The sequence below is a fragment of the Microbacterium sp. AG1240 genome, assembly GCF_003635115.1.
Classification (GTDB): Bacteria; Actinomycetota; Actinomycetes; order Actinomycetales; family Microbacteriaceae; genus Microbacterium.
Genome location: NZ_RBXJ01000004.1, coordinates 1 through 20,754, shown reverse-complemented (window position 1 = coordinate 20,754; position 20,754 = coordinate 1). Strand labels below are relative to the sequence as shown.

Below are 20,754 nucleotides of genomic sequence, written 5' to 3'. Positions count from 1 at the left end.
CGATGCCGTCTCGAGAGGCGACTCAGCGCTGGCGACGCTCGCGCACGCGCATGTTGAGCACGATCGGGCTTCCCTCGAAGCCGTAGATCTCACGCAGGCGACGCTGGATGAAGCGACGGTAGCCCGGGTCAAGGAAGCCCGTCGTGAACAGCACGAAGGTCGGCGGACGCGTCGACGCCTGGGTGCCGAACAGGATGCGGGGCTGCTTGCCGCCGCGCAGCGGATGCGGGTGCTCGGCGACGAGCTCCGCGAGGAATGCGTTGAACTTGCCGGTCGGGATGCGCAGATCCCACGACTCCAACGCCGTCTCGAGCGCGGGCACGAGCTTGTCGAGATGACGACCGGTGCGCGCCGAGATGTTCACGCGGGGCGCCCACGCGACGTGCGCGAGGTCCTGCTCGATCTCACGCTCCAGGTATCGGCGACGATCCTGGTTCTCCATCTCGGGGGTGTTCATGAGGTCCCACTTGTTGAACGCGAGAACCAGGGCACGTCCCGACTCGAGAACGAGGTCGATGATGCGCACGTCCTGCTCGCTCAACGTCTGCGAGACGTCGAGCACCACGACGGCCACCTCCGCCTTCTCCAGCGCGGCCGAGGTGCGAAGGGACGCATAGAAGTCGGCCCCCTGCTGCAGGTGCACGCGACGACGGATGCCGGCGGTGTCGACGAGACGCCAGACCTTGCCGCCGAGTTCGACGATCTCGTCGACCGGGTCGCGGGTGGTGCCCGCGAGCTCGTTGACGACGACGCGCTCCTCGCCGGCGGCCTTGTTCAGCAGCGACGACTTGCCCACGTTCGGGCGACCGAGGATCGCGACACGACGGGGTCCGCCGATCTCGTGGCCGGCGACGGCCGAGACCTCGGGCAGCACCTTCATCATGGCGTCGAGGAGGTCGGCGACGCCGCGACCGTGGATTGCCGAGACCGGGTGCGGCTCGCCGAGACCCAGGCTCCAGAGAGCTGCGGCCTCGGACTCGTGACGCGCGTCGTCGACCTTGTTGGCGACGAGGAAGACGGGCTTGCCGCTGCGGCGCAGCAGGCGCACGACCTGCTCGTCGGTGGAGGTGGCGCCCACCATCGCATCGACGACGAACAGCACGACGTCGCACAGCTCGATCGCGACCTCGGCCTGCAGAGCGACCGACTTGTCGATGCCGCGGGCGTCGGGCTCCCACCCGCCGGTGTCGACCAGCGAGTAGCGGCGGTCTGCCCACTCGGCCTTGTAGGTGACGCGGTCGCGCGTCACACCGGGGGTGTCTTCGACGACGGCCTCGCGACGCCCGATGATGCGGTTCACGAGCGCCGACTTGCCGACGTTCGGTCGACCGACGATCGCGACGACCGGGAGCGCCGGCAGATACTCGATCGCATCGCCGCTGGCCGTGATGCCCGCGAGCAGCTCGGCATCCTCCGCGTCGAGATCGAAGTCTTCCAGCGTCGCGCGCAGGGCCGCCGCGCGCTGCTCGGCCAGTTCCTCGTCGAGGTCGGCGAGCTTCTCTTCGAGCTGGTCGGGACCGCCCTCGTACTCTTCTTCATCGCCCATGGTGGGCTCCCATCTTCTGATCGACGACCTCGAGCACGGCCGAGACCGTCTGCTCGAAGTCCAAGTGCGTGGAATCGACGACGGTCACGCCGTCGGCGGCCGTCTGGAAATCGACGACCGTGGAGTCGGATGCGTCGCGCCGCCGGATCGCGTCGGCCACGGCCGCCGCATCCTGACCGTCCAGTTCGGCGCTGCGACGCGCGGCGCGCACCTCAGGATCGGCGGTGAGCAGGATGCGCACGGGCGCATCGGGTGCGACCACGGTGGTGATGTCGCGCCCCTCGACGACGACACCGGGGCGGGCCGACTGCGCCACGAGCGAGCGGAACAGGCCGTTCAGACCCTCGCGCACGCCGGCGACACGCGCCACGCCGCTGACGGCCGCGGTCACGCGAGGCTCGCGAATGGCCGCAGCGACGTCGGCGCCGCCCACGGTGATCGCGAAGTCGTGGGGCGCGAGCGAGATGTGCACGTCGAGAGACTCGAACGCGGCGAGCGCCGACGCGGCGTCGTCGGTGTCTCCCCCGGCCTCGAGCACCGACCATGCCAGCGCGCGATAGACGGCGCCGGTGTCGAGGTAGCCGTAGCCGAGACGTGCGGCGACGCCCTTTGAGACGCTCGACTTGCCGCTGCCGGCCGGACCGTCGATGGCGACGACGACGGTCTCGTCGAACGGGCGGGGATCAGTCATGGGTGTTGTTCGCAATCCGCCACCCGCGCGCCTGGAGTCCCTCCGAGGCGCGATGGACGGCATCGGGGACGACGCTGATCTCGGCGAGGCCGAAGGGCGCGCCCGGAGAGTGCTCGAGCCGGAGGTCTTCGACGTTCACCGAGAGCTCACCGAGCTCTCCGAAGAGGCGGCCGAGCTGGCCGGGGGTGTCGTCGACCATCACGACGATGGTCTCGAAGCGGCGGTTCTGGCCGTGCTTGCCGGGGAGACGCTCGACGCCGTCGTTGCCGCGGCGGATGGTGTCGGCGACGGCACGTCGCGCACCCGGCGCGTCGGGGTGACGCAGCGCCTCGGCGACACGGGAGAGATCCCCGGCGAGCTCGTCGAGCACGTCGACGACCAGGGCGGCATTCGCCCCGAGGATCTGCACCCACAACTCGGGCGCCGAGGCGGCGATCCGCGTGGTGTCGCGCACGCCCTGCCCGGCGAGACGGAGCGACCCGTCGGGCGCGTCGACGAAGCGTCCGGCGAGAAGGCTGGCCACCAGCTGCGGCACGTGCGAGACGACGGCGACCGAACGGTCGTGCTCCTCGGGCGTCATCTCGATCGGGGTCGCGCCGAGATCGAGCGCGAGCGCCTCGACCAGGGCGAGGTCGTCGGGGGTCGTCTCGCCATCGCGGCAGACCACCCACGGCCGCCCGATGAAGATGTCGGCGCGCGCCGAGATGGCGCCGCCGCGCTCGCGCCCGGCGAGCGGGTGCGAACCGATGTACCGGGAGAGGTCGATACCGCGCGCCTGCAGCGCGCGGAGCGGCTCGAGCTTCACGCTCGCGACGTCGGTGACCACGGCACCCGGGTGGGCGGCGAGCTCGCGCTCGATCACGTCGGCCGTCACGTCGGGGGGCACGGCGACGACGACGAGCGCCGGCGCGTCATCCGGGCGAGGAAGCCGTCCCGCGCCGTAGTCGACGGCGAGACGCAGCTGAGCCGGAGACGTGTCGTCGAGGACGACGTCGACACCGAGGGCGGTGAGGGCATGACCGACGCTCGCGCCGAGGAGGCCGGCGCCGACGACGCGAACGGTGCCGCGCACACGCGGTGCCAACGGCACCGGCGGGCGTACGGACGACGCGGTCGAATCGCTCACGGTCTCTCCTGGTCACCCGCCTTCGAGGCGGGGCACGGCACGGGTGGAATGCTCACTCTTCGGCCGACGGATCGTCCGTGCGGGGAGGGGCGTCGTCGGCGGCGGGTTCGGTGCCGCCGTCACGACGCGACAGAGTAAGCAGTGCGCCGCGCTCTATCGTAGTCAATTCGCGCGCGCGCCCGACCGGGAGCGGACCCAGGGAGAGCGGACCGAAACGCCGCCGGACCAGGTCGACGACGGGGTGACCCACCTCGGCCATCATGCGGCGCACGATCCGGTTGCGCCCGGAGTGCAGCGTCAGCTCGACGATGCTGTAGTCCTCCGACGCATCCAGCAGACGTGCCTTGTCGGCCGCGATCGGGCCGTCCTCGAGCTCGATGCCCTTGGTGAGGGTCGCGATCGTCTGCGGTGAGACGCGCCCCTCGACCTTCGCGATGTACATCTTCGTGACCCCGAATGAGGGGTGGGCGAGCACGTGCGCGAGGTCGCCGTCGTTCGTCAGGATCAGCAGACCGCTGGTGTCGGCGTCCAGGCGGCCGACGTTGTAGAGCCGCTCGGGCCACTCGTCGGCGTACTCGCGCAGATCGGGGCGACCGCGCTCGTCGCGCATCGAGCTCACCACGCCCGTGGGCTTGTTGAGAATTACGTACCGCTTCGACGTGTCGAGCTGCACGGCCACACCGTCGACGTCGACGAGGTCGGTCTCGGGGTCGATACGGCTGCCGAGCTCGGTGACGACGACGCCGTTCACGCGCACCCGTCCCGCCACGATCATGTCTTCGCTCACCCGCCGCGAGGCCACGCCCGCGTTGGCCAGCACCTTCTGCAGGCGAACGCCCTCGGTGTCCATCTCCGTCATCTCACGACCTCCGCATCGAATCCTGCCGAACCGTCGTCGAGCAGCGGCGCGATGCGCGGCAGCTCGTCGAGGGAGTTGATACCGAGGTTGACCAGCAACGCATCGGTCGTGCCGTAATGGATGGCGCCCGTCTCGGGGTCGGCATACGCCTCCGTGATGAGCCCGCGGGCCAGAAGCGTCCGTACGACCGAGTCGACGTTCACGGCGCGGATCGCGGCGACCTGACCCCGGGTCACGGGCTGCTTGTACGCGATCACGGCGAGCGTCTCGAGCGCGGCCTGCGACAGTCGTGACGGGGCCTGGGTGTTGACGAACTCCGAGACGAGGTCGTCGTGCTCGGCGCGGACGTAGAGCCGCCACCCGCCGCCGACCTCGCGCAGCTCGAAGCCGCGACGAGGTCCGGTGCCCCGACCGTCGTAGTCGTCGACGAGCATCTCGACCGCCTGGCGCACCGCGGCCACCGGCGCGCTGACGGCGGCCGCGAGGCTCACGAGGCTCTGCGGCTCCTCGATCACGAGCAGGATCGCCTCCAGCCGTCGGGCGATCGAGGCGGTGCCCGCTCCCCCGTTCGACGGGGCGGCCGGTGTCTCATCGGTCATAATCTGCTCCCAGGGTGGCGAGGTTCTCTTCCGACCAGCGCGCCGCGCTCCACCTCAGCGTGAGTTCGCCCAGCGGTTCGAGCTGCTCGAACGTCAGGGCGGCGTGGCGGTACAGCTCCAGCACGGAGATGAACCGGGCGACGACGACGCCCGGTTGGGCGACCCCGGCGACCAGTTCGCGGAAGGTGAGGGTGCCCGCGCTGCGCAGGAGCGTGACGACGACCGCTGCCTGCTCGCGGATGCTGACGAGGGGCGCGTGCAGGTGGTCGAGCCCGACCTGCGGGATCTCCTTCGGCGCGAAGGCGAGCAGCGCCAGGGCGGCGAAGTCGTCGACGCTGTGCGTCCAGACGAGATCGGGAACGGCGTTGCGGTACTTCTCGTCGAGCCGCACGGCGCGCACGTGCCGTCGGTCCTCGGCCTGCAGCCCCGACGCGAACCACGCCGAGACGTCTTTGAACGCGCGGTACTGCAGCAGCCGCGCGAAGAGCAGATCGCGCGCCTCGAGCAGCGCCACCGACTCCGCATCGACGAGTTCGCCCTGGGGCAGGAGACCGGCGACCTTCATGTCGAGCAGGGTCGCGGCGACCACGAGGAACTCGGATGCTTCGTCGAGGTCCTCGTCGGGCCCCAGCGCCTTCAGGTAGGCGATGAACTCGTCGGTGACGCGGCTCAACGAGACGTCGGTGATGTCGAGCTCATGCTGGGAGATGAGTGTCAGCAACAGGTCGAACGGTCCGTCGAACACCCCGAGGGAGACACGGAAGCCGTCGCCGGTCTCGTCGATCGGCGCGGAGTCGTCGCCGACCGGCGGAGTGTCGGCGGCGTCAGGCGACGGCGCCACGGGCGACCAGCTCCCGCGCAAGACGCAGGTAGGCCTGGGCGGCCGCGTGCTCCGGCGCGAACTCGGTGATGGGCATCCCTGAGACCGACGCGTCGGGGAACTTCACCGTCCGGCCGATCACGGTTTCGAGCACGTCGTCGCCGAACGCCTCGACGACCCGCTCCAGCACCTCCCGGGAGTGGAGCGTACGCGGGTCGTACATGGTGGCGAGCACGCCGTCGAGCGTGATCGACGGGTTCAGCCGGTCGCGCACCTTGTCGATGGTCTCGATGAGGAGCGCGACGCCGCGGAGCGCGAAGAACTCGCACTCGAGCGGGATGAGTACGCCGTGGCTCGCCGTGAGGGCGTTCACCGTGAGCAGCCCGAGCGACGGCTGGCAGTCGATGAGGATGACGTCGTAGTCGGCCGAGACCTTGCGGAGCACCCGGGCGAGGATCGTCTCGCGGGCGACCTCGTTGATGAGGTGCACCTCGGCCGCCGACAGGTCGATGTTGGCCGGCACGATGTCGAGGCCCTCGACCCGGGTCGGCACGATGACCTCCCGCGGATCGCGCTTCGTGTCGAGCAGCAGATCGTAGATGGTCGGCGACTCGTGCGTCTGGATGCCGAGGCCCGCCGAGAGCGCACCCTGCGGGTCGAAGTCGACCGCCAGCACCTTGCGGCCGTACCCGGCGAGCGCTGCGGCCAGGTTGATGGTCGTCGTCGTCTTGCCGACGCCGCCCTTCTGGTTGCACAGCGCGATGATCCGAGCCGGGCCGTGCCCCGAGAGCTTCGGCGGGGTCGCGAAGCCGTGGTACGGCCGCCCGGTCGGGCCAAGGGTCACTTCGCCGTCGCCGGCCGTCACCGACTTCTTCGTTGCGCTTCGCGCCACCGACCCACCTGCCCTAGATATCTTGCCTCCCATGCTACCGAGTGAGGGGGCCGGCACCCGCGCGGGCACACCGGTCGCCCGTCACTCCGTGCGCACCGATCCGCGACGCCGCACGACGACGAGGGCCATCGCGCCGACTCCCGTCAGGAGGGCGGCGCCCGCCATCCACGCCGTCGCCGGCTCTCCGCCGCTCTCGGCCAGGGTGGCCGGGGCGCCGGTGACGGTCGGTGCGGGGCTCGCCGTCGGCTCGGGCGACGGTTCGACCGGGGGCACGACGCCGGTGATCGACGTGACGTCGTCGGCGAGCTGCGCGGTCACGTGGGCGATCGCCCCGATCATGATCCCGAGCGCCTCGTCGTTGACGTTCGTGATGTCGTCGGCGGGCGTGTGGTAGTTCGGGTCGTGGATCTCGCCGACCGTGCCGCCGAACAGCGCGGCCTGCTCCTCGGTCTTGACCTCGTCGGCGCCGGTGAACAGCCCCGAGGCGGGGATCCCCGCGGAGATGAACGCGTCGTAGTCGCTGCGGGCATCGAACGCGGTATCGATCCAGGGCTGTCCGATCGCGTCGAAGTAGTCGGTGAACGCCGCCTCGGTCTGGATGGATCCCTCGGGGACGTCGACGGGTGCCTCGTACGTCGACTGGTCGGCGTCGTAGACCGAGATCACGTAGTTCGGCGAGGCGACCATGTCGAAGTTGAGGTAGGTGACGATCTCGTCGGCCTGAGCGTCGGAGAGCTTCGCGACGTAGTCCGCCGAACCGAGCAGGCCGATCTCCTCCGCACCCCACCACGCGAAACGCACGCGGTGGGCGAGGTCTCCGGATGCGGCGAGCTGCACGGCCGTCTCGAGGATGGCCGCCGATCCCGAACCGTTGTCGTTGATGCCGGCGCCCTCGGGTACGGAGTCGAGGTGGGCGCCGAGCATGACGGTGTTCTCGGCCGCACCGGTGGGGGTGTCGGCGATGACGTTGAACGTCTCGATGACCGACAGCGTCTGCTGCAGCTGGAGGTCGGCCGTCACGGTTCCCGCGGCCATCGCCGCGACCAGCGTCTGCCCCTGCGACTGCAGGATGCCCACCGAGGGGATGAGATCGGGAGTCTGCTCCGCGAGCGTTCCCGAGAGCACGCCCGGTTCGCTGTTGTACACGAGGATCGCGACGGCGCCGGCGACCCCGGCGGCGATGGACTTCTCGGTGAACGAGCACACGCCGCGAGAGACGACCGCGATCTTGCCCGTCGCATCCGCGCCGCCCCACTCGTCGGCGCTGCAGCCGGTCGCCGTGGTCGGCGCGACGAGCGCGACATCGGTCACGCCGTCGGCCGGGGTCGACGGCGTGTACTCCATCGGGAGTCCGAACGGGCCGGGGGCGCCGTCCTCGTCTTCGTCGTCGGTGAACGTGATCCCGTCGATCGCGAGCGCGTACTCGTCGATCGTCTGCACCGTCGCCGCGAACCTCTGCCGCTGGGTCTCGTACCCGGCCTCGCGCAGCACCTCCTCGACGTAGGCGCCGCTCGCCTCGTACCCCGAGGTGCCGGCCGCGCGATTCCCGTCGTTCGCATCGGCGATCGCCTGGAACGCCTCGAGGTGCGTGCGCACGCCCTCGACCGTGACCCGGCTCTCGAGATCGTCCGGATCGACCGCGAACGCCGGGGCCGCGCCCGACCCTGCGACGAGCAGAGCGCTCGCTGCGATTCCGATTCCGACGGGTGTCCAGCGACGCTGCAGCTTTCGCACGATGCGGTTCTCCTTCGACCTACCTGGGGGTTGAAGGCACGCTACCCGCGATCCTCGACCTCGTCCAGGAAATTCACAGGGTGGAAACACCCGCCGCTCAGCGTGCACGCGGATGCGACGTGGCGTACACGTCGCGGAGCGCATCGACGCTGACATGCGTGTAGATCTGCGTCGTCGCGACGGAGGCGTGCCCGAGAAGCTCCTGCACGACGCGCACGTCGGCTCCGCCCTGCAGCAGGTGCGTCGCGAAGGAGTGCCGGAACGTGTGCGGCGAGACGTGCGCCTCGAGACCGGCGCGCTCAGCAGCCTGCTGGATGACCAGCCAAGCGCTCTGCCGAGACAACGGGGCACCGCGAACACCCAGGAACAGTCGTGGCGACGAGTGGCCGCGGGCGGCGAGCGCCGGGCGCACGCGCGTCAGGTAGGCATCGACGGCGGCACGCGCGTACGAACCGAGGGGCACGATCCGCTCCTTGTCGCCCTTGCCGCGCACCCGGATCACATCGCCGTGGGCGAGGTCGTCGACATCGAGCTGCACGGCCTCCGTTACGCGGGCACCGGTGGCGTAGAGCAGCTCGAGCAGCGCCCGGTCGCGCACGGCGGCCGGCTCGGCGGGCACGTCGTCGCCGGGCGCGGGGCCCGCGGCATCCAGCAGCTCTTCGATCTGGGTCACCGTGAGCGCCTTCGGCAGCCGCCGCGCGGCCTTCGGCGGGCGCAGCCGACCGCTGGGGTCCTCGGTCTCGGTGCCTTCGCGCACGAGGTACCGATGCAGGCCCCGCACCGACGACTGCAGCCGCGCGAGCGACGACGATGCCGGGGGCGGTTGTGCCGACGCGCGCTCGGCCGCGAACTCGGCCACCGTCGCCGTCGTCACCTCCGACGTGTCGGCGACCCCGCGCTCGGCCAGCCACTCCGCGTACACGGCGAGGTCGCGCCGGTAGGCCGCCTGCGTGTGCTCGGAGAGACCCCGTTCGAGCGAGACGTGCCGCAGATACGCGTCGACCGCCCGCTCGACGCGCACGTCAGTGCTCCGCGGCGGCTTCCCGCCGGAGCACCTCGGCCGCCGCCATCACACCGGCGATGAGGATCGCGTTGCCGAACCGGCCCTCGATGATCCCGTCGACGACCTCGGCGATCGCAACCCGCTCCACCCGGATGTCGGCCTCCTCGTCCTCGCGCTCGAACGCGGCGGGGGCGGCCTCGAGATCGCGGGCGAGGAAGATGTGCAGCACCTCGTCGCTCCCGCCGGGCGAGGTGTGCATGGTCAGCAGCGGCTGCCAGCGGCGGGCGACGAGATCGACCTCCTCGGCGAGCTCGCGCTTGACCGAGTCCGCGGGCGGCTCCCCCGCCACGTCGAGGAGCCCGGCCGGGATCTCCCATTCGCGCAACCGCACGGGGTGGCGGTACTGCTGGATGAGCACGACGCGATCCTCGTCGTCGATCGCGACGACCGCCGCGGCGCCCGGGTGATCGACGTACTGACGCACGATCTCACCGTCGCCGTATCGCACGGTGTCGGAGCGCACGTCCCACACCCGACCGGTGTAGACCTTCTCGGAGTCCACCACCTCGGGCTCGACCGACTCGTCGCGGAATCCCGCGGCGGGCACGGAACCCGCAGCATCCGTCACGCCGACTCCTCGACGTCGAACAGCTCGCTCGCACGGTGACGGTCGAGCGCGGCGCCGACGAGGCCGCGGAAGAGCGGATGCGGCGCGGTCGGGCGCGAGCGGAGCTCGGGGTGCGCCTGCGTGGCGATGTAGTACGGGTGAACGTCGCGCGGGAGTTCGACGTACTCGACCAGGTCGAGGTCGGGGTTGATCCCGGAGAAGACCAGACCCGCGTCCGTCAGCTGCTGCCGGTAGGCGTTGTTGACCTCGTAGCGGTGGCGGTGGCGCTCGGACACCTGGGCGGCGCCGTACACCTCCTCGGCGATCGAGCCCGCAGCCAGGTCGGCGGGGTAGAGGCCGAGGCGCATCGTTCCGCCCAGGTCTCCGCGGTCGAGGATGTCGACCTGTTCGGCCATCGTCGCCACGACCGGGTGCGGGCTGTCGGGGTCGAACTCGCTCGACGACGCCCCCTCGAGGCCCGCGACGTGCCGGGCGTACTCCACCACGATGCACTGCAGACCGAGGCAGATTCCGAGCGTCGGAATACCCTGTTCGCGGGCGAATCGCAGCGCGCCGAGCTTGCCCTCGATGCCGCGGATGCCGAATCCTCCCGGAACGATGATCCCGTCGACGCCCGCGAGGGCCTTCTCGGCACCCTCGGGGGTCTCGCAGAGGTCGGAGGGGATCCAGGTGATGGTGACATGGGTCTCCTGCGCGAACCCGCCCGCCTTCAGCGCCTCGGTGACCGACAGGTAGGCGTCGGGCAGATCGATGTACTTGCCGACGAGGCCGATCGTGACCTCGTGCTTCGGGTTGTGCACCGCCTGGAGCACCTTCTGCCAGCGCGACCAGTCGACGTCGGCGGCCTCGTTCAGCCCGAGGGAACGCACGAGGTATTCGTCGAGCCCCTGGTCGTGCAGCAACGACGGGATGTCGTAGATGCTCGGCACGTCGACCGCGTTGACGACGGCGTCCTCGTCGACGTCGCACATGAGCGCGATCTTGCGCTTGTTCGACTCGGTCACCGGGCGGTCGCTGCGCAGCACCAGCGCGTCGGGCTGGATGCCGATCGAGCGGAGAGCAGCGACGGAGTGCTGCGTCGGCTTGGTCTTCTGCTCGCCCGACGCCCCCATGAACGGCACGAGGGAGACGTGGACGAAGAAGACGTTGCCGCGGCCGAGCTCGTGCCGGATCTGGCGGGCGGACTCGATGAACGGCTGCGACTCGATGTCGCCGACCGTTCCGCCGATCTCCGTGATGATGACGTCGGGCTGCGGATCTTCGCTCGCCTGCAGACGCATGCGTCGCTTGATCTCGTCGGTGATGTGCGGGATGACCTGCACCGTGTCGCCGAGGTACTCGCCGCGCCGCTCGCGCGCGATCACCTCGGAGTAGACCTGGCCGGTCGTGACGTTCGCGGCCTGGCTGAGCTCGATGTCGAGGAACCGCTCGTAGTGCCCGATGTCGAGGTCGGTCTCGGCTCCGTCGTCGGTCACGAAGACCTCTCCGTGCTGGAACGGGTTCATCGTGCCCGGATCGACGTTGAGGTACGGATCGAGCTTCTGCATCACGACGTGAAGGCCGCGCGCGGTCAGAAGATTGCCGAGACTGGCGGCCGTGAGGCCCTTGCCGAGCGAGGAGACCACGCCCCCGGTCACGAAGATGTGCTTGGTGATCTTGCTGGAAGAGATGCCCGTAGATGAAGAGTCCGTCACGGGCTTCCATGCTATCAGTCCGCTCACCTGCGAGCCCGCCGTCGACGCGCCGGGGGTGTGACGATCGGCGCAGGCGTGCGCCGTGTCTTCGCGATGACGACCCACGTGGCCGCCGCGCTGACGGCGAGCGACGCGAACAGGACGACCAGCAGCGGATCCTCGGAGTATGCGTCGAGGGTCGCCCAGATCAGCACCGGCAGCTGCGCGACGGTGAGGGCGGGAGGCATCCATTGCACGAGGTCGCGGGTCTTACCGCGACGGGCGAGCCGATCCCGTCCCGAGAGGACTCCGACCGCGCTCAGGAGGAGCACGACGAGCGCCAGCAGCGGAGACAGCAGCCACGGCAGCACCTGCCACGCCGAGTACCGGCCCCATTCGCCCTCGGACGGCCCGGTGAACGTTCCGGCGGGGAACGTCAGCTGCGCACCGCCGAACTGCGCGCCGCCCGGCCAGAGGCTGCCGGGCTCGTACTCGTCGTCGGCGCGCTCGTCGAAGGAGAACACCGCCTCGTCCCCCGCCTCGAACGCCGTCGCGAAGGGCTCGGGCGCACGGTCGCGACGGTGCGCCAGCTCAGCGAGCCACCCGCTGTCGGGGTCGAGAGCGGCTGCGAGGTCGGTCGACATGCCGATCGCCACGCGCAGGCGCTCGGGTTCCACGTCGATCCCCTGCCACGACGACTCCCACCACGGCAGCAGCGCGGTCCACTGCACGCGGTCCTGCCAGCCGTCCCCGGTGCGAAGAGCGGATGCGGCGTCGGTGAGCGTGTAGCGGATCTCGATCTCGTGGGCGCCGGGCCACTCGTCGGCGACTCTCGTCTGCACGAGCGCGTGCCCCCGCATCCGGCTCTGCTCGAGAGGTGCCTCCACGCCGTCGACGAGGATCGCTTCGACCACCAGCCCCTGGTCGTGACCGTCGACCTGGTCGCGCCACGCGCGGGTGACCTGCGGGATCGCGCGCAGGTTCTCGCCGACGACCGCGTCGAGGGTCTCGATCACCTCGACACGCGCTTCGCCGCCCTCCCCCCGGGTCAGCGTGGCCTCGATGTCGATGTCGGAGACGAAGACTCCGTACTCCCCCTCGATGTCGTCGAGCACGGCGTACTGATCGAGGGCGTGACGGGTGCCGGCCGTCGTGGTGATCGAGAGCACCAGCGCGGCGATCACCGCGACGACGGCAGACACGCGGATCGCGAGCCGGCCCGCGGTGACGAAGGTCGGATCGCCCGTCACCTGACGCGAGACCCCCTCCTGATCGAGGAGGCCGGTCACGAGCCGGCGCGCGCGGGCGGGCCGTGCGAACATGACGACATAGGGCAGAAGCGGGTCGCGCAACGGCGTGCGCTCGATCGCCGACGTCTGCTCGAGGAAAAGCCGCTGACCGCGGAGGTGCTTCTCGGCGAGCGCGCCGTCGCGCGTCAACGGGCGGGCGGTGAGGGCGATGGAGAGCACGACGGTCGCGAGCAGGGTCGACACCGCCACGACGGCGACCGGCCACCAGTACACCGACAGCGGCACCTGGTACGACAGCTGGCGCACGAGACCCCACTGCACGACCGTCAACCCGAGCGCGGCGCCGATGAACGCATCGCGGACGAACCCGCGCGGCACCCGTCGCAGTCCCTCCGCGAACTGCGCCCTCCACGTGCGCGATGCGCGGTAGGCGGTGAGTGCCCAGGGCAGATCTCCGAGCCGGCCGGTGCGCCGAGCGACACGCACGAGGTGACGTTGCGCGGCCGGGTTCGACGGCTCGGACCGGTACGCCCCGAGCGCATCGACCAGGGCACTGGTGCGCCGCGCCCGCCACAGCCGTGCATCGGCGCTCGGGGTGGCACCGCGTCGCGGAGTGTCCTGCATCACGAACCAGGCACGCCCGCGCGCGTCGGCCCATGCCACGCGCCGGGCGGCGAGGGCGAACAGCACCGTCACCGCGAGCAGCGCGAGCGGCACGAAGGGGCCCGCCGCCTGCACCCAGAACAGGGCCGATGGCTCCGGCATCGCGAAGACGCCCGCCTCGAATCGGAAGGCGAACCAGAACGACGCGTAGGGCGGGAGGCTCTGATCGTTCGTGACCCGGTAGACCACGGCGTCCGCCGTCTCGGTGTCGGGGCTCAGCGTGGTCGAGCCGCCGACGATCAGCCACGCGATCCCCGAGCTCGGCTGCCGCGCGTACGCGTCGGCCAGCTCTCGCGGCACGGTGACGGTGAGGGCGCTGTCGGTGACGCCGTGCGACCACTCCGGTCCGAAGACGTCCCACCTCAGCAGCTGGTACCACTGCCGCGACGACGGATCCTCGGTGGGATAGGCCACGTCGTGCAGCGCGTATCGCAGCACGACCTCGTGGTCGCCGCGCAGTCTCTCCCCCGCCTCGACGGTGTAGGTCGAGCGGGTGGGCGAAGCGCGCGTGACCGGGTCGACGGGCACGCCGTCGAGGGTCGCGCCCCGCAGCTCGGGTCGCAGGTCGTGCCCCTCGTACTGCGTGGCGATGACCCGCTCCACCGCCGACTCGTCGACGTCGTCGGGGAAGAAGGCGGTGATGCGCTCCTCGATCTCCAGGGTGAGGCGACCGTCGTCGTCGCGGGAGAGCTGATAGTCCGCGTCGAAGGAGCGCGCGATCCAGGTGTCGGTCGCCTCGCCGGCCGAGGAGGTGATGTCGTCGAACGTGAGCGGCTCGTTGATCACCGGGCCCACCAGCAGCAGCACGCCGACGGCGAGCAGGAACGCCCAGAACGCCTGGATGCTGCGGCGCAGCGGCGTTCCGCCGTGGGACTGCAGCCACGCCTCCAGACGCAGCAGCCGCGTCGAGAGGAACGCGTACAGCGGGGTGGGACGAGGCTGCGGCACACGCACCGCAGATGCGGGCGGCGTCTCGGCGTCGGCCGAGGCGTCGTCCACGCTCACCGCGGCGTGCGCGCCGTGTCGAGGAGCTCGCGGGCGTGGGTGAGAGCGGCGTCCGAGTCGGCCAGTCCCGACAGCAGGCGCGCCATCTCGGCCTCGCGCTCGGCACCCTCCAGGCGTTTCACGCTCGAGGCCGTGACCGACCCGTCGTTGCTCTTGACGACCGAGAGATGGTTGCCCGCGAACGCCGCCACCTGGGCGAGATGGGTCACGACGATCACCTGCGACGACTCGGCGAGCCGGGCGAGCCGCCGCCCGACCTCGATCGCCGCGGCACCACCGATCCCGGCGTCGACCTCGTCGAAGACGAACGTCGGCACGGGGTCGACTCCCGCGATGACGACCTCGATCGCGAGCATCACCCGGCTGAGCTCCCCTCCGGAGGCCCCCCGCGCGACGGGGCGCGGATCGGCGCCCGGATGCGGCGCGAGGAGGATCGTGACGTCGTCGCGACCGTGGGTGCTCGCCGCTCCCGGAGCGACCTCGACGACGAGCGTCGCGTCGGGAAGCGCCAGGGCGTGGAGCTCATCGGTCACGAGAGCGCCGAGCCTGAGCGCTGCGGCCTCGCGCTCGGCCGTCAGGGCGGCGGCGGTGACGTCGAGCGCGGCGGCCGCGGCATCCCGCTCCACCGTCAGACGCTCGATGCGGTCGCCGTCGTCGTCGAGTTCGGCGAGGCGCGCCGACCCGGTCTCGAGCAGGGCGATCGCCGCGTCGACCGAGCCGTGGGCACGGGCGAGTCCCGACAGAGCCGCGCGCCGCTCCTCGGTCGCCGCCAGTTCGTGCGGACCCGACTCGTCGAGATCGGCGAGGTAGGCCGAGACGGCGGCGGCGAGGTCGGCGATCCGGTACCCGAGGTCGGCGGCCTGTTCGGCGAGCGACTCGAGGGTCGCGTCGTGGATGCTGCCGCGCTCGAGCGACCGGCGGGCGTCGGCGACGAGCGCGGTCGCATCGGCGGCGTCCATCTCGCTCGAGAGGGCTTCGTGCGCGGTGGCCGCGGCCAGCCGGAGTTCCTCCGCGTTCGCGAGCCGCTCGGCACGCTGCGACAGATCGGCGTCCTCGCCGGGGAGCGGGGCGACGGCCTCGATTTCGGCGAGCGCGGCGCGCAGCTCGTCGGCCTCGCGGCCGCGCACGTCGCGGTATTCCTGCAGCTCGGTCAGCGTCGCATCGAGCGCACGCCAGTGCTCGTATCCGGCGCGGTAGTCGGCGAGGGCGGCGGCCACCGGGGCGCCGCCGAAACGGTCCAGCGCGTCGCGCTGCGCGACGGCGGATCGCAACCGCAGCTGATCGGACTGCCCGTGCACGACGACGAGGGAGTCGGCGAGTTCGGCGAGCACTCCGGCCGGGGCGCTGCGCCCGCCGACGGTGGCGCGCCCTCGGCCCTCGCTCGACACGGTGCGTCCGAGGTAGAGCTCGGCCTGGCCGCCGCCGAGGGGTTCGACGTCGCCGCCGGCCTCGCGGACGCGGTCGACGACGGCACCGTCTTCGGGAACGCTCCACACCCCGTCGACGGCGGCCTGCGCCGCACCGGAGCGCACGGCGCCCGAGTCGGCCCGGTTACCGAGGAGGAGCCCGAGCCCCGTGACGACCATGGTCTTGCCGGCACCGGTCTCGCCGGTGATCGCGGTGAAACCCGGACCGATCGGCAGCGTCGCCTCGGCGATGACCCCGAGGTCGCGCAGGCGCATCTCCTCGATCATGAGATCTCCGGAGCAGGTCCGCGCCACCCGGTGACGGGGAGGCGGAACTTCCGCACGAGGCGGTCGGTGAATGCGGGCGGGTGCAGGCGCGCCAACCGCACGGGCTCGCTGGAGCGGCGGACGACGACGCGCGCACCCGGGGGCAGCTCGTGGGAACGGCGACCGTCGCACCACAGGATGCCGACACCGCTCGTGCGTTCGAGCACCTCGATCGCGATGGGCGCCTCGGGCCCGACGACGAGCGGGCGCGCGAAGAGGGCGTGCGCCGAGAGCGGCACGACGGCGATCGCCTCGACCGACGGCCAGATCACGGGTCCGCCCGCCGAGAAGTTGTAGGCGGTCGACCCGGTGGGCGTCGCGACCACGACGCCGTCGCAGCCGAACGACGACAGCGGGCGGCCGTCGACCTCGATCACGACCTCCAGCATCCTCTCGCGACTGGCCTTCTCGACGGTGGCCTCGTTCAGTGCCCACGTCTCGTAGATGACGGCGTCGGTGGAGTCCTTGACCCGCACCGAGAGCGCGAGCCGCTCCTCGACCCGGTAGTCGCGGTCGATGACGCGGCGGACGGCGTCGTCCATGTCGTCGCGCTCGCTCTCGGCGAGGAACCCGACGTGCCCCATGTTGATGCCGAGGACGGGCGCCGTCCCGCCGCGGACGAGCTCGGCCGCGCGGAGGATGGTGCCGTCGCCGCCCAGCACGATGGCGAGTTCGATCTCGTCGACCGCGACGTCCTCCCCGAGGGTGCCGACCCCGTCGAGCGGGAACGCGCCCTCGAGGTCGTCGCGGTCGTCGCGCGAGAACACGGCGCGAGCACCCGCCTGGGTGAGGGCGGAGACCACTCGCCCCGCGGCGTCGACGGTGTCGTCTCGGCGCGCGTGGGCGACCACGAGGATGTTGCGATCGCTGGGTGTCATCGGCTTCCGGTCAGTTCGTTCACGGTGCTTACCCATTCTGACGGATCGCTCCCCCACGACGTCGCGAGGTGGACCACATACTCCCTATTGCCGTGCAGACCGGCGATCGGCGACGCGATGAGCCCCGCCGTCCGCAGACCGGCATCCCACGCCGACCACAGCACGCTCGACACGGCGTCCGCGCGCAGGTCGGGGTCTGTCACGAGCCCGCCCTTGACCGCGGTGCGTCCGACCTCGAACTGCGGTTTGATCAGCAGCACGACGTCGGCGTCGTCGGTCGCGGTGGCGACGACGGCGGGAAGCACGTGGGTGAGCGAGATGAAGGAGAGGTCGCCGGTGACGACGGAGGGACGCTCGGCGATCCCCGTCGCGGACGCGAGAGTCGCCGCATCCATGTACCTGACGTTGAACCCTTCGATCGCCACCACGTCGGGATCGAGCGCGAGGAGGGGGTCGAGCTGTCCGTGACCGACGTCGACGGCCAGCACCGGTCGCGCACCGCGCTCGCGCAGCACCTGGGTGAATCCCCCGGTCGATGCGCCCATGTCCAGAGCGACCCGGTCTTCCACGGCGATGTCGAACGCGTCGAGACCGGCGAGCAGTTTGTGCGCGGCACGACTGACGTAGTGGTCGGATGCGGCGACCGCGAGCTGCGCGTCGTCGTCGATGCGCGCCGACGGCTTCACGACGACGCCGCCGTCGACGCTCACCAGTCCGTCGGCGATCAGCTGCGCGGCCTGAGTGCGCGACCGCGCCAGGCCCCGACGGGCAAGCTCCGCGTCGAGACGCGCCGTCATCCGCTCACGCGGTGATCGGTGGGCCCCGACTCGAGGCGACGGGCCAGCTCGTCATGCAGCGACGCGTAGGCTGCGGCGCGGTCTGCCAGGGGTTGCCCCTCGATGATGCGCAGCCGACTGATCAGCTCCGAACCCTCGGGCCCGGCGTCCTCCGTGCGGTTGGCGTCGGTCATCCAGCTATCGTAACGACCTCACGGCCGCCAGAACGGGTCGGCGTACAGACGCTCCGGAACACGGAACCCGAAGATCGCCCGCCCGGAATTCCAGACGGCCGCGGCCCCGGCACGCACGAGGTCGACCGGGCGGTCGCCCTCGGAGACGATCCGCAGATCCGCACCGTCGATCTCGACCGTCGCCGAGCCCACGGTGGTGCGGGCGCCCTTCACGACGGTCGCCGGGTACGGCTCGAACAGCTCGCGCAGATCGCTCACGATGAAGTCGGGGCGCGAATCGGGAGGGGCCGCGAGCAGGTGCTTCGGGCGATCGATCCCGGTGAGCACGTGCACCGACCGCATCCCCGCGGCGACGGCGCCCTTGATGTCGGTATCGAGCCGGTCGCCGATGAACAGAGGGCTCGACGCGTCGAAGCGCTTCTCCGCCTCGCGGAAGATCGGCACCTCGGGCTTGCCCGCCACCGTCGCCAGGCGCCCGACCGCGGTGTGGACGGCCGAGACCAGCGTGCCGTTTCCCGGCGCGATGCCGCGCGCCTGCGGAATCGTCCAGTCGGTGTTGGTCGCGACCCACGGGATGCCGCCATCTTCGACGGGCGTCTTCAGCGCGAACGCCGCCTCGGCCAGGTGCACCCACGCCACATCGGGGGCGAACCCCTGCACCACGGCGGCCGGCGCATCGTCTGCGGAACGCGTGACGACGAAGCCCGCCTTCTCGACCTCGACGACGAGCCCTTCGCCGCCCACGACGAGCACCGTCGAGCCCGGCGCGACGAGATCGGCGAGCAGCGTCATCGCCGCCTGCGGGCTCGTGACGATGTCATCGGCGCGGGTCGCGGTGAGACCCAGCTCGACGAGGTGGGAGGCGACCGACGCATCCGTTCGCGAGGCGTTGTTCGTGATGAACCCGACACGACGGTCGGATGCTGCGCGGTTGAGGCTGTCGACGGCGTGCGGGATCGGCCCGGGACCGGCGTATACGACGCCGTCGAGGTCGGCGAGCACCACATCGACGCCGTCCAGCGGTGTCGGTGTGGACGACGAGCGTCCCCACATCAGCGGTCCTCGCCGTCCGTCTCGTCGCTCGCGACGTCGCTCCCGCCGCTCTCGTCCACGTCGCCGACCGCGGGCTCCGCCGCCGTCTCGCCCGCGTCGGCCTCCTCGGCGATCGCCTCTCCTGACCGCGCGTCGTCGGAGTCGTCCGGCACCACGTCGTCGGACTCGTTCGACATCTCGTCGGCGGTGTCCTCGTCGGGATCCGCCGGGATGACGGCGTCGGGGTCCTCGGTCTCGTCGACGATCAGCACCTCGTGGTCGGCGACGCCCGACGCGTCATCGAGAGCGTCGGCGGCGACGTCGGCGCGCCGACGCCACAGCTGTGCCTCGTCGTCGCGGCCGAGCTCCTCGAGTACGGCCGCGCGCGCGGCGAAGAGCGCGGGGCTCCACTCGAAGGCACGGTCGGGGTCGAGCTCGGGGATGTCGAGCTCCTGCAGCGCGCGCTCGGTCTCACCGAGGTCGAGCCGCGCGCCAGACATGGCGATCGCGAGCTCGACACGCACCTCTGTCGGGAGCTTCGAACGGTCGACCCCCCGGCCTTCTTCGAGAGCGCGGTCGGGACGACCCACACCGCGCTCGCTGTCGACGAGGAGCGCGATCTGATCATCGCGACCGGAGATGCGGCGATAGGTGCGGAGTTCGCGCAGCGCCAGAGAGAAATCGCCGATGCCGTAGGCGGTGATCGCCGCAGTCTCGCGGACGACCGCGATTCGGCCGGCGCGACGGGTGGCCGCGAGGGCGTGCTCGTGCGCCAGGGCGGGGTCGTCTTCGATGAGACGAGCAGCCATCGCCAGGTGCCGAGCGACCTCCTCCGCGTTCTCCTTGCTGAGAGTCTTCAGCTCATTGCGCGCCTGAGCAGGCAGATCGCGCGCGGTGATGTCTTCGGGGAGTTCGGGGCCGCTCTCGCGGAAACGCTCCGGCGGACGTGACGCACGGTCGGTCGACGACGGCCGGCCTCCCCCACCCGCTCCGCGGTACCCGGAGCCGCCCGTGGGTCGACCGCCACCAGGGCGACCGCCACGGTCGTCGCTACGCGGCGGGCGACCACTGCGGTCATCACTACGCGGCGCACGGCCACTGCGGTCATCACTGCGCGGCGGTCGACCGTCGCGCGAATATGCGCCGTCGCGGGCCGGACGTCCCGTCGACGAGGGACGACCATCGCGCACGGGCCGCGCATCGCGGTTCGGACGGTCCGAAGAACCGTACGACCGACCCGCGGCCGGACGCCCACCGGAATCGGACCGCGGCGCGTCGCGACGCGGCCTGTCACCGTAGGGCGGGCGCGCACCGTCGCGGTGCGGCCGGTCGCTGCGCGCAGGGCGGTCGTCACGGCCCGCACGGTTGTCGGATCGAGGAGTGCCACCCCGCGAGGGTCGTCCCTCCGACCGCGGCCTGTCCGAACGCGGACCGCGATCGGCGTCACGGCGGGCATCGCCGCCGCGTGCGGGGCGATCGTCGCGACGGGGGGCGTCGGCGTCTTCAGTTGCCATGGCGGGTCCTCCTGGTGGGCCAGCTTACGGGCCCGTAAACGCAAAATGGCCACCCAACGTTGGGTGGCCATTTCACTGAAAAGAAGTCCGGCGGTGTCCTACTCTCCCACAGGGTCCCCCCTGCAGTACCATCGGCGC

Annotated in this window: 18 protein-coding genes; all 18 read right to left on the bottom strand. The window is 71.2% G+C overall.

Annotated features, from left to right (window positions below; translation table 11 throughout):
* Window positions 1-22: 22 nt before the first annotated feature.
* Window positions 23-1,546, bottom strand: a complete 1,524-nt coding sequence (der, locus tag DEU34_RS14920; protein ID WP_121151654.1) for a ribosome biogenesis GTPase Der — start codon at window positions 1,544-1,546, stop codon at window positions 23-25.
* Complete coding sequence (gene cmk / locus DEU34_RS14915; protein ID WP_121151652.1) at window positions 1,536-2,237, bottom strand: (d)CMP kinase; 702 nt, start codon at window positions 2,235-2,237, stop codon at window positions 1,536-1,538. Before cmk ends, der begins: the two co-directional genes overlap by 11 nt.
* Window positions 2,230-3,363, bottom strand: a complete 1,134-nt coding sequence (locus tag DEU34_RS14910; protein WP_183042514.1) for a prephenate dehydrogenase — start codon at window positions 3,361-3,363, stop codon at window positions 2,230-2,232. The genes cmk and DEU34_RS14910 overlap by 8 nt, the downstream gene beginning before the upstream one ends.
* Window positions 3,364-3,415: 52 nt before the next feature.
* Complete coding sequence (locus DEU34_RS14905; RefSeq protein ID WP_121151650.1) at window positions 3,416-4,222, bottom strand: pseudouridine synthase; 807 nt, start codon at window positions 4,220-4,222, stop codon at window positions 3,416-3,418.
* Window positions 4,219-4,821: an SMC-Scp complex subunit ScpB gene (scpB, locus tag DEU34_RS14900; RefSeq protein WP_121151648.1), complete on the bottom strand. Its 603-nt coding sequence runs from the start codon at window positions 4,819-4,821 to the stop codon at window positions 4,219-4,221. The genes DEU34_RS14905 and scpB overlap by 4 nt, the downstream gene beginning before the upstream one ends.
* Window positions 4,811-5,662 carry a ScpA family protein gene (locus DEU34_RS14895; protein WP_121151646.1) on the bottom strand — a complete coding sequence of 284 codons (852 nt, stop codon included), beginning with the start codon at window positions 5,660-5,662 and terminating at the stop codon, window positions 4,811-4,813. Before DEU34_RS14895 ends, scpB begins: the two co-directional genes overlap by 11 nt.
* Entirely contained in the window at window positions 5,646-6,533 is an 888-nt protein-coding gene (locus DEU34_RS14890) for a ParA family protein (RefSeq protein WP_183042513.1), read from the bottom strand. Before DEU34_RS14890 ends, DEU34_RS14895 begins: the two co-directional genes overlap by 17 nt.
* A gap of 81 nt (window positions 6,534-6,614) precedes the next feature.
* The gene (locus tag DEU34_RS14885; RefSeq protein WP_259460191.1) at window positions 6,615-8,267 is read right to left on the bottom strand and encodes a M20/M25/M40 family metallo-hydrolase; all 1,653 of its coding nucleotides are present in this window, start codon (window positions 8,265-8,267) and stop codon (window positions 6,615-6,617) included.
* Window positions 8,268-8,364: 97 nt separating this feature from the next.
* Entirely contained in the window at window positions 8,365-9,288 is a 924-nt protein-coding gene (gene xerD / locus DEU34_RS14880; protein ID WP_121151642.1) for a site-specific tyrosine recombinase XerD, read from the bottom strand.
* Between the two features lies 1 nt (window position 9,289).
* Window positions 9,290-9,898, bottom strand: coding sequence for an NUDIX hydrolase (locus DEU34_RS14875; protein ID WP_259460190.1), 609 nt, complete (start codon window positions 9,896-9,898; stop codon window positions 9,290-9,292).
* On the bottom strand, window positions 9,895-11,592 hold the full coding sequence (locus DEU34_RS14870; protein WP_121152043.1) for a CTP synthase: 1,698 nt from the start codon (window positions 11,590-11,592) through the stop codon (window positions 9,895-9,897). Before DEU34_RS14870 ends, DEU34_RS14875 begins: the two co-directional genes overlap by 4 nt.
* A 23-nt stretch (window positions 11,593-11,615) precedes the next feature.
* The gene (locus DEU34_RS14865) at window positions 11,616-14,489 is read right to left on the bottom strand and encodes a DUF2207 domain-containing protein (RefSeq protein WP_147424082.1); all 2,874 of its coding nucleotides are present in this window, start codon (window positions 14,487-14,489) and stop codon (window positions 11,616-11,618) included.
* Window positions 14,486-16,183 carry a DNA repair protein RecN gene (recN, locus tag DEU34_RS14860; protein WP_121151638.1) on the bottom strand — a complete coding sequence of 566 codons (1,698 nt, stop codon included), beginning with the start codon at window positions 16,181-16,183 and terminating at the stop codon, window positions 14,486-14,488. Before recN ends, DEU34_RS14865 begins: the two co-directional genes overlap by 4 nt.
* Window positions 16,180-17,100, bottom strand: coding sequence for an NAD kinase (locus DEU34_RS14855; RefSeq protein ID WP_121151636.1), 921 nt, complete (start codon window positions 17,098-17,100; stop codon window positions 16,180-16,182). Before DEU34_RS14855 ends, recN begins: the two co-directional genes overlap by 4 nt.
* Window positions 17,097-17,897, bottom strand: a complete 801-nt coding sequence (locus DEU34_RS14850) for a TlyA family RNA methyltransferase (RefSeq protein WP_121151634.1) — start codon at window positions 17,895-17,897, stop codon at window positions 17,097-17,099. Before DEU34_RS14850 ends, DEU34_RS14855 begins: the two co-directional genes overlap by 4 nt.
* Window positions 17,894-18,070: a hypothetical protein gene (locus tag DEU34_RS16345; protein ID WP_183042512.1), complete on the bottom strand. Its 177-nt coding sequence runs from the start codon at window positions 18,068-18,070 to the stop codon at window positions 17,894-17,896. Before DEU34_RS16345 ends, DEU34_RS14850 begins: the two co-directional genes overlap by 4 nt.
* An 18-nt stretch (window positions 18,071-18,088) precedes the next feature.
* Entirely contained in the window at window positions 18,089-19,123 is a 1,035-nt protein-coding gene (locus DEU34_RS14845; protein WP_121151632.1) for an HAD-IIA family hydrolase, read from the bottom strand.
* Entirely contained in the window at window positions 19,123-19,911 is a 789-nt protein-coding gene (locus DEU34_RS14840) for a hypothetical protein (RefSeq protein WP_259460189.1), read from the bottom strand. Before DEU34_RS14840 ends, DEU34_RS14845 begins: the two co-directional genes overlap by 1 nt.
* Window positions 19,912-20,754: the final 843 nt, after the last annotated feature.

Coding starts and splice junctions, on each gene's coding strand:
- der (WP_121151654.1), bottom strand. CDS start 1,546: ATGGGCGATGAAGAAGAGTACGAGGGCGGTCCCGACCAGCTCGAAGAG.
- recN (WP_121151638.1), bottom strand. CDS start 16,183: ATGATCGAGGAGATGCGCCTGCGCGACCTCGGGGTCATCGCCGAGGCG.
- scpB (WP_121151648.1), bottom strand. CDS start 4,821: ATGACCGATGAGACACCGGCCGCCCCGTCGAACGGGGGAGCGGGCACC.
- DEU34_RS14845 (WP_121151632.1), bottom strand. CDS start 19,123: ATGTGGGGACGCTCGTCGTCCACACCGACACCGCTGGACGGCGTCGAT.
- DEU34_RS14905 (WP_121151650.1), bottom strand. CDS start 4,222: ATGACGGAGATGGACACCGAGGGCGTTCGCCTGCAGAAGGTGCTGGCC.
- DEU34_RS14850 (WP_121151634.1), bottom strand. CDS start 17,897: ATGACGGCGCGTCTCGACGCGGAGCTTGCCCGTCGGGGCCTGGCGCGG.
- DEU34_RS16345 (WP_183042512.1), bottom strand. CDS start 18,070: ATGACCGACGCCAACCGCACGGAGGACGCCGGGCCCGAGGGTTCGGAG.
- DEU34_RS14840 (WP_259460189.1), bottom strand. CDS start 19,911: ATGGCTGCTCGTCTCATCGAAGACGACCCCGCCCTGGCGCACGAGCAC.
- cmk (WP_121151652.1), bottom strand. CDS start 2,237: ATGACTGATCCCCGCCCGTTCGACGAGACCGTCGTCGTCGCCATCGAC.
- DEU34_RS14855 (WP_121151636.1), bottom strand. CDS start 17,100: ATGACACCCAGCGATCGCAACATCCTCGTGGTCGCCCACGCGCGCCGA.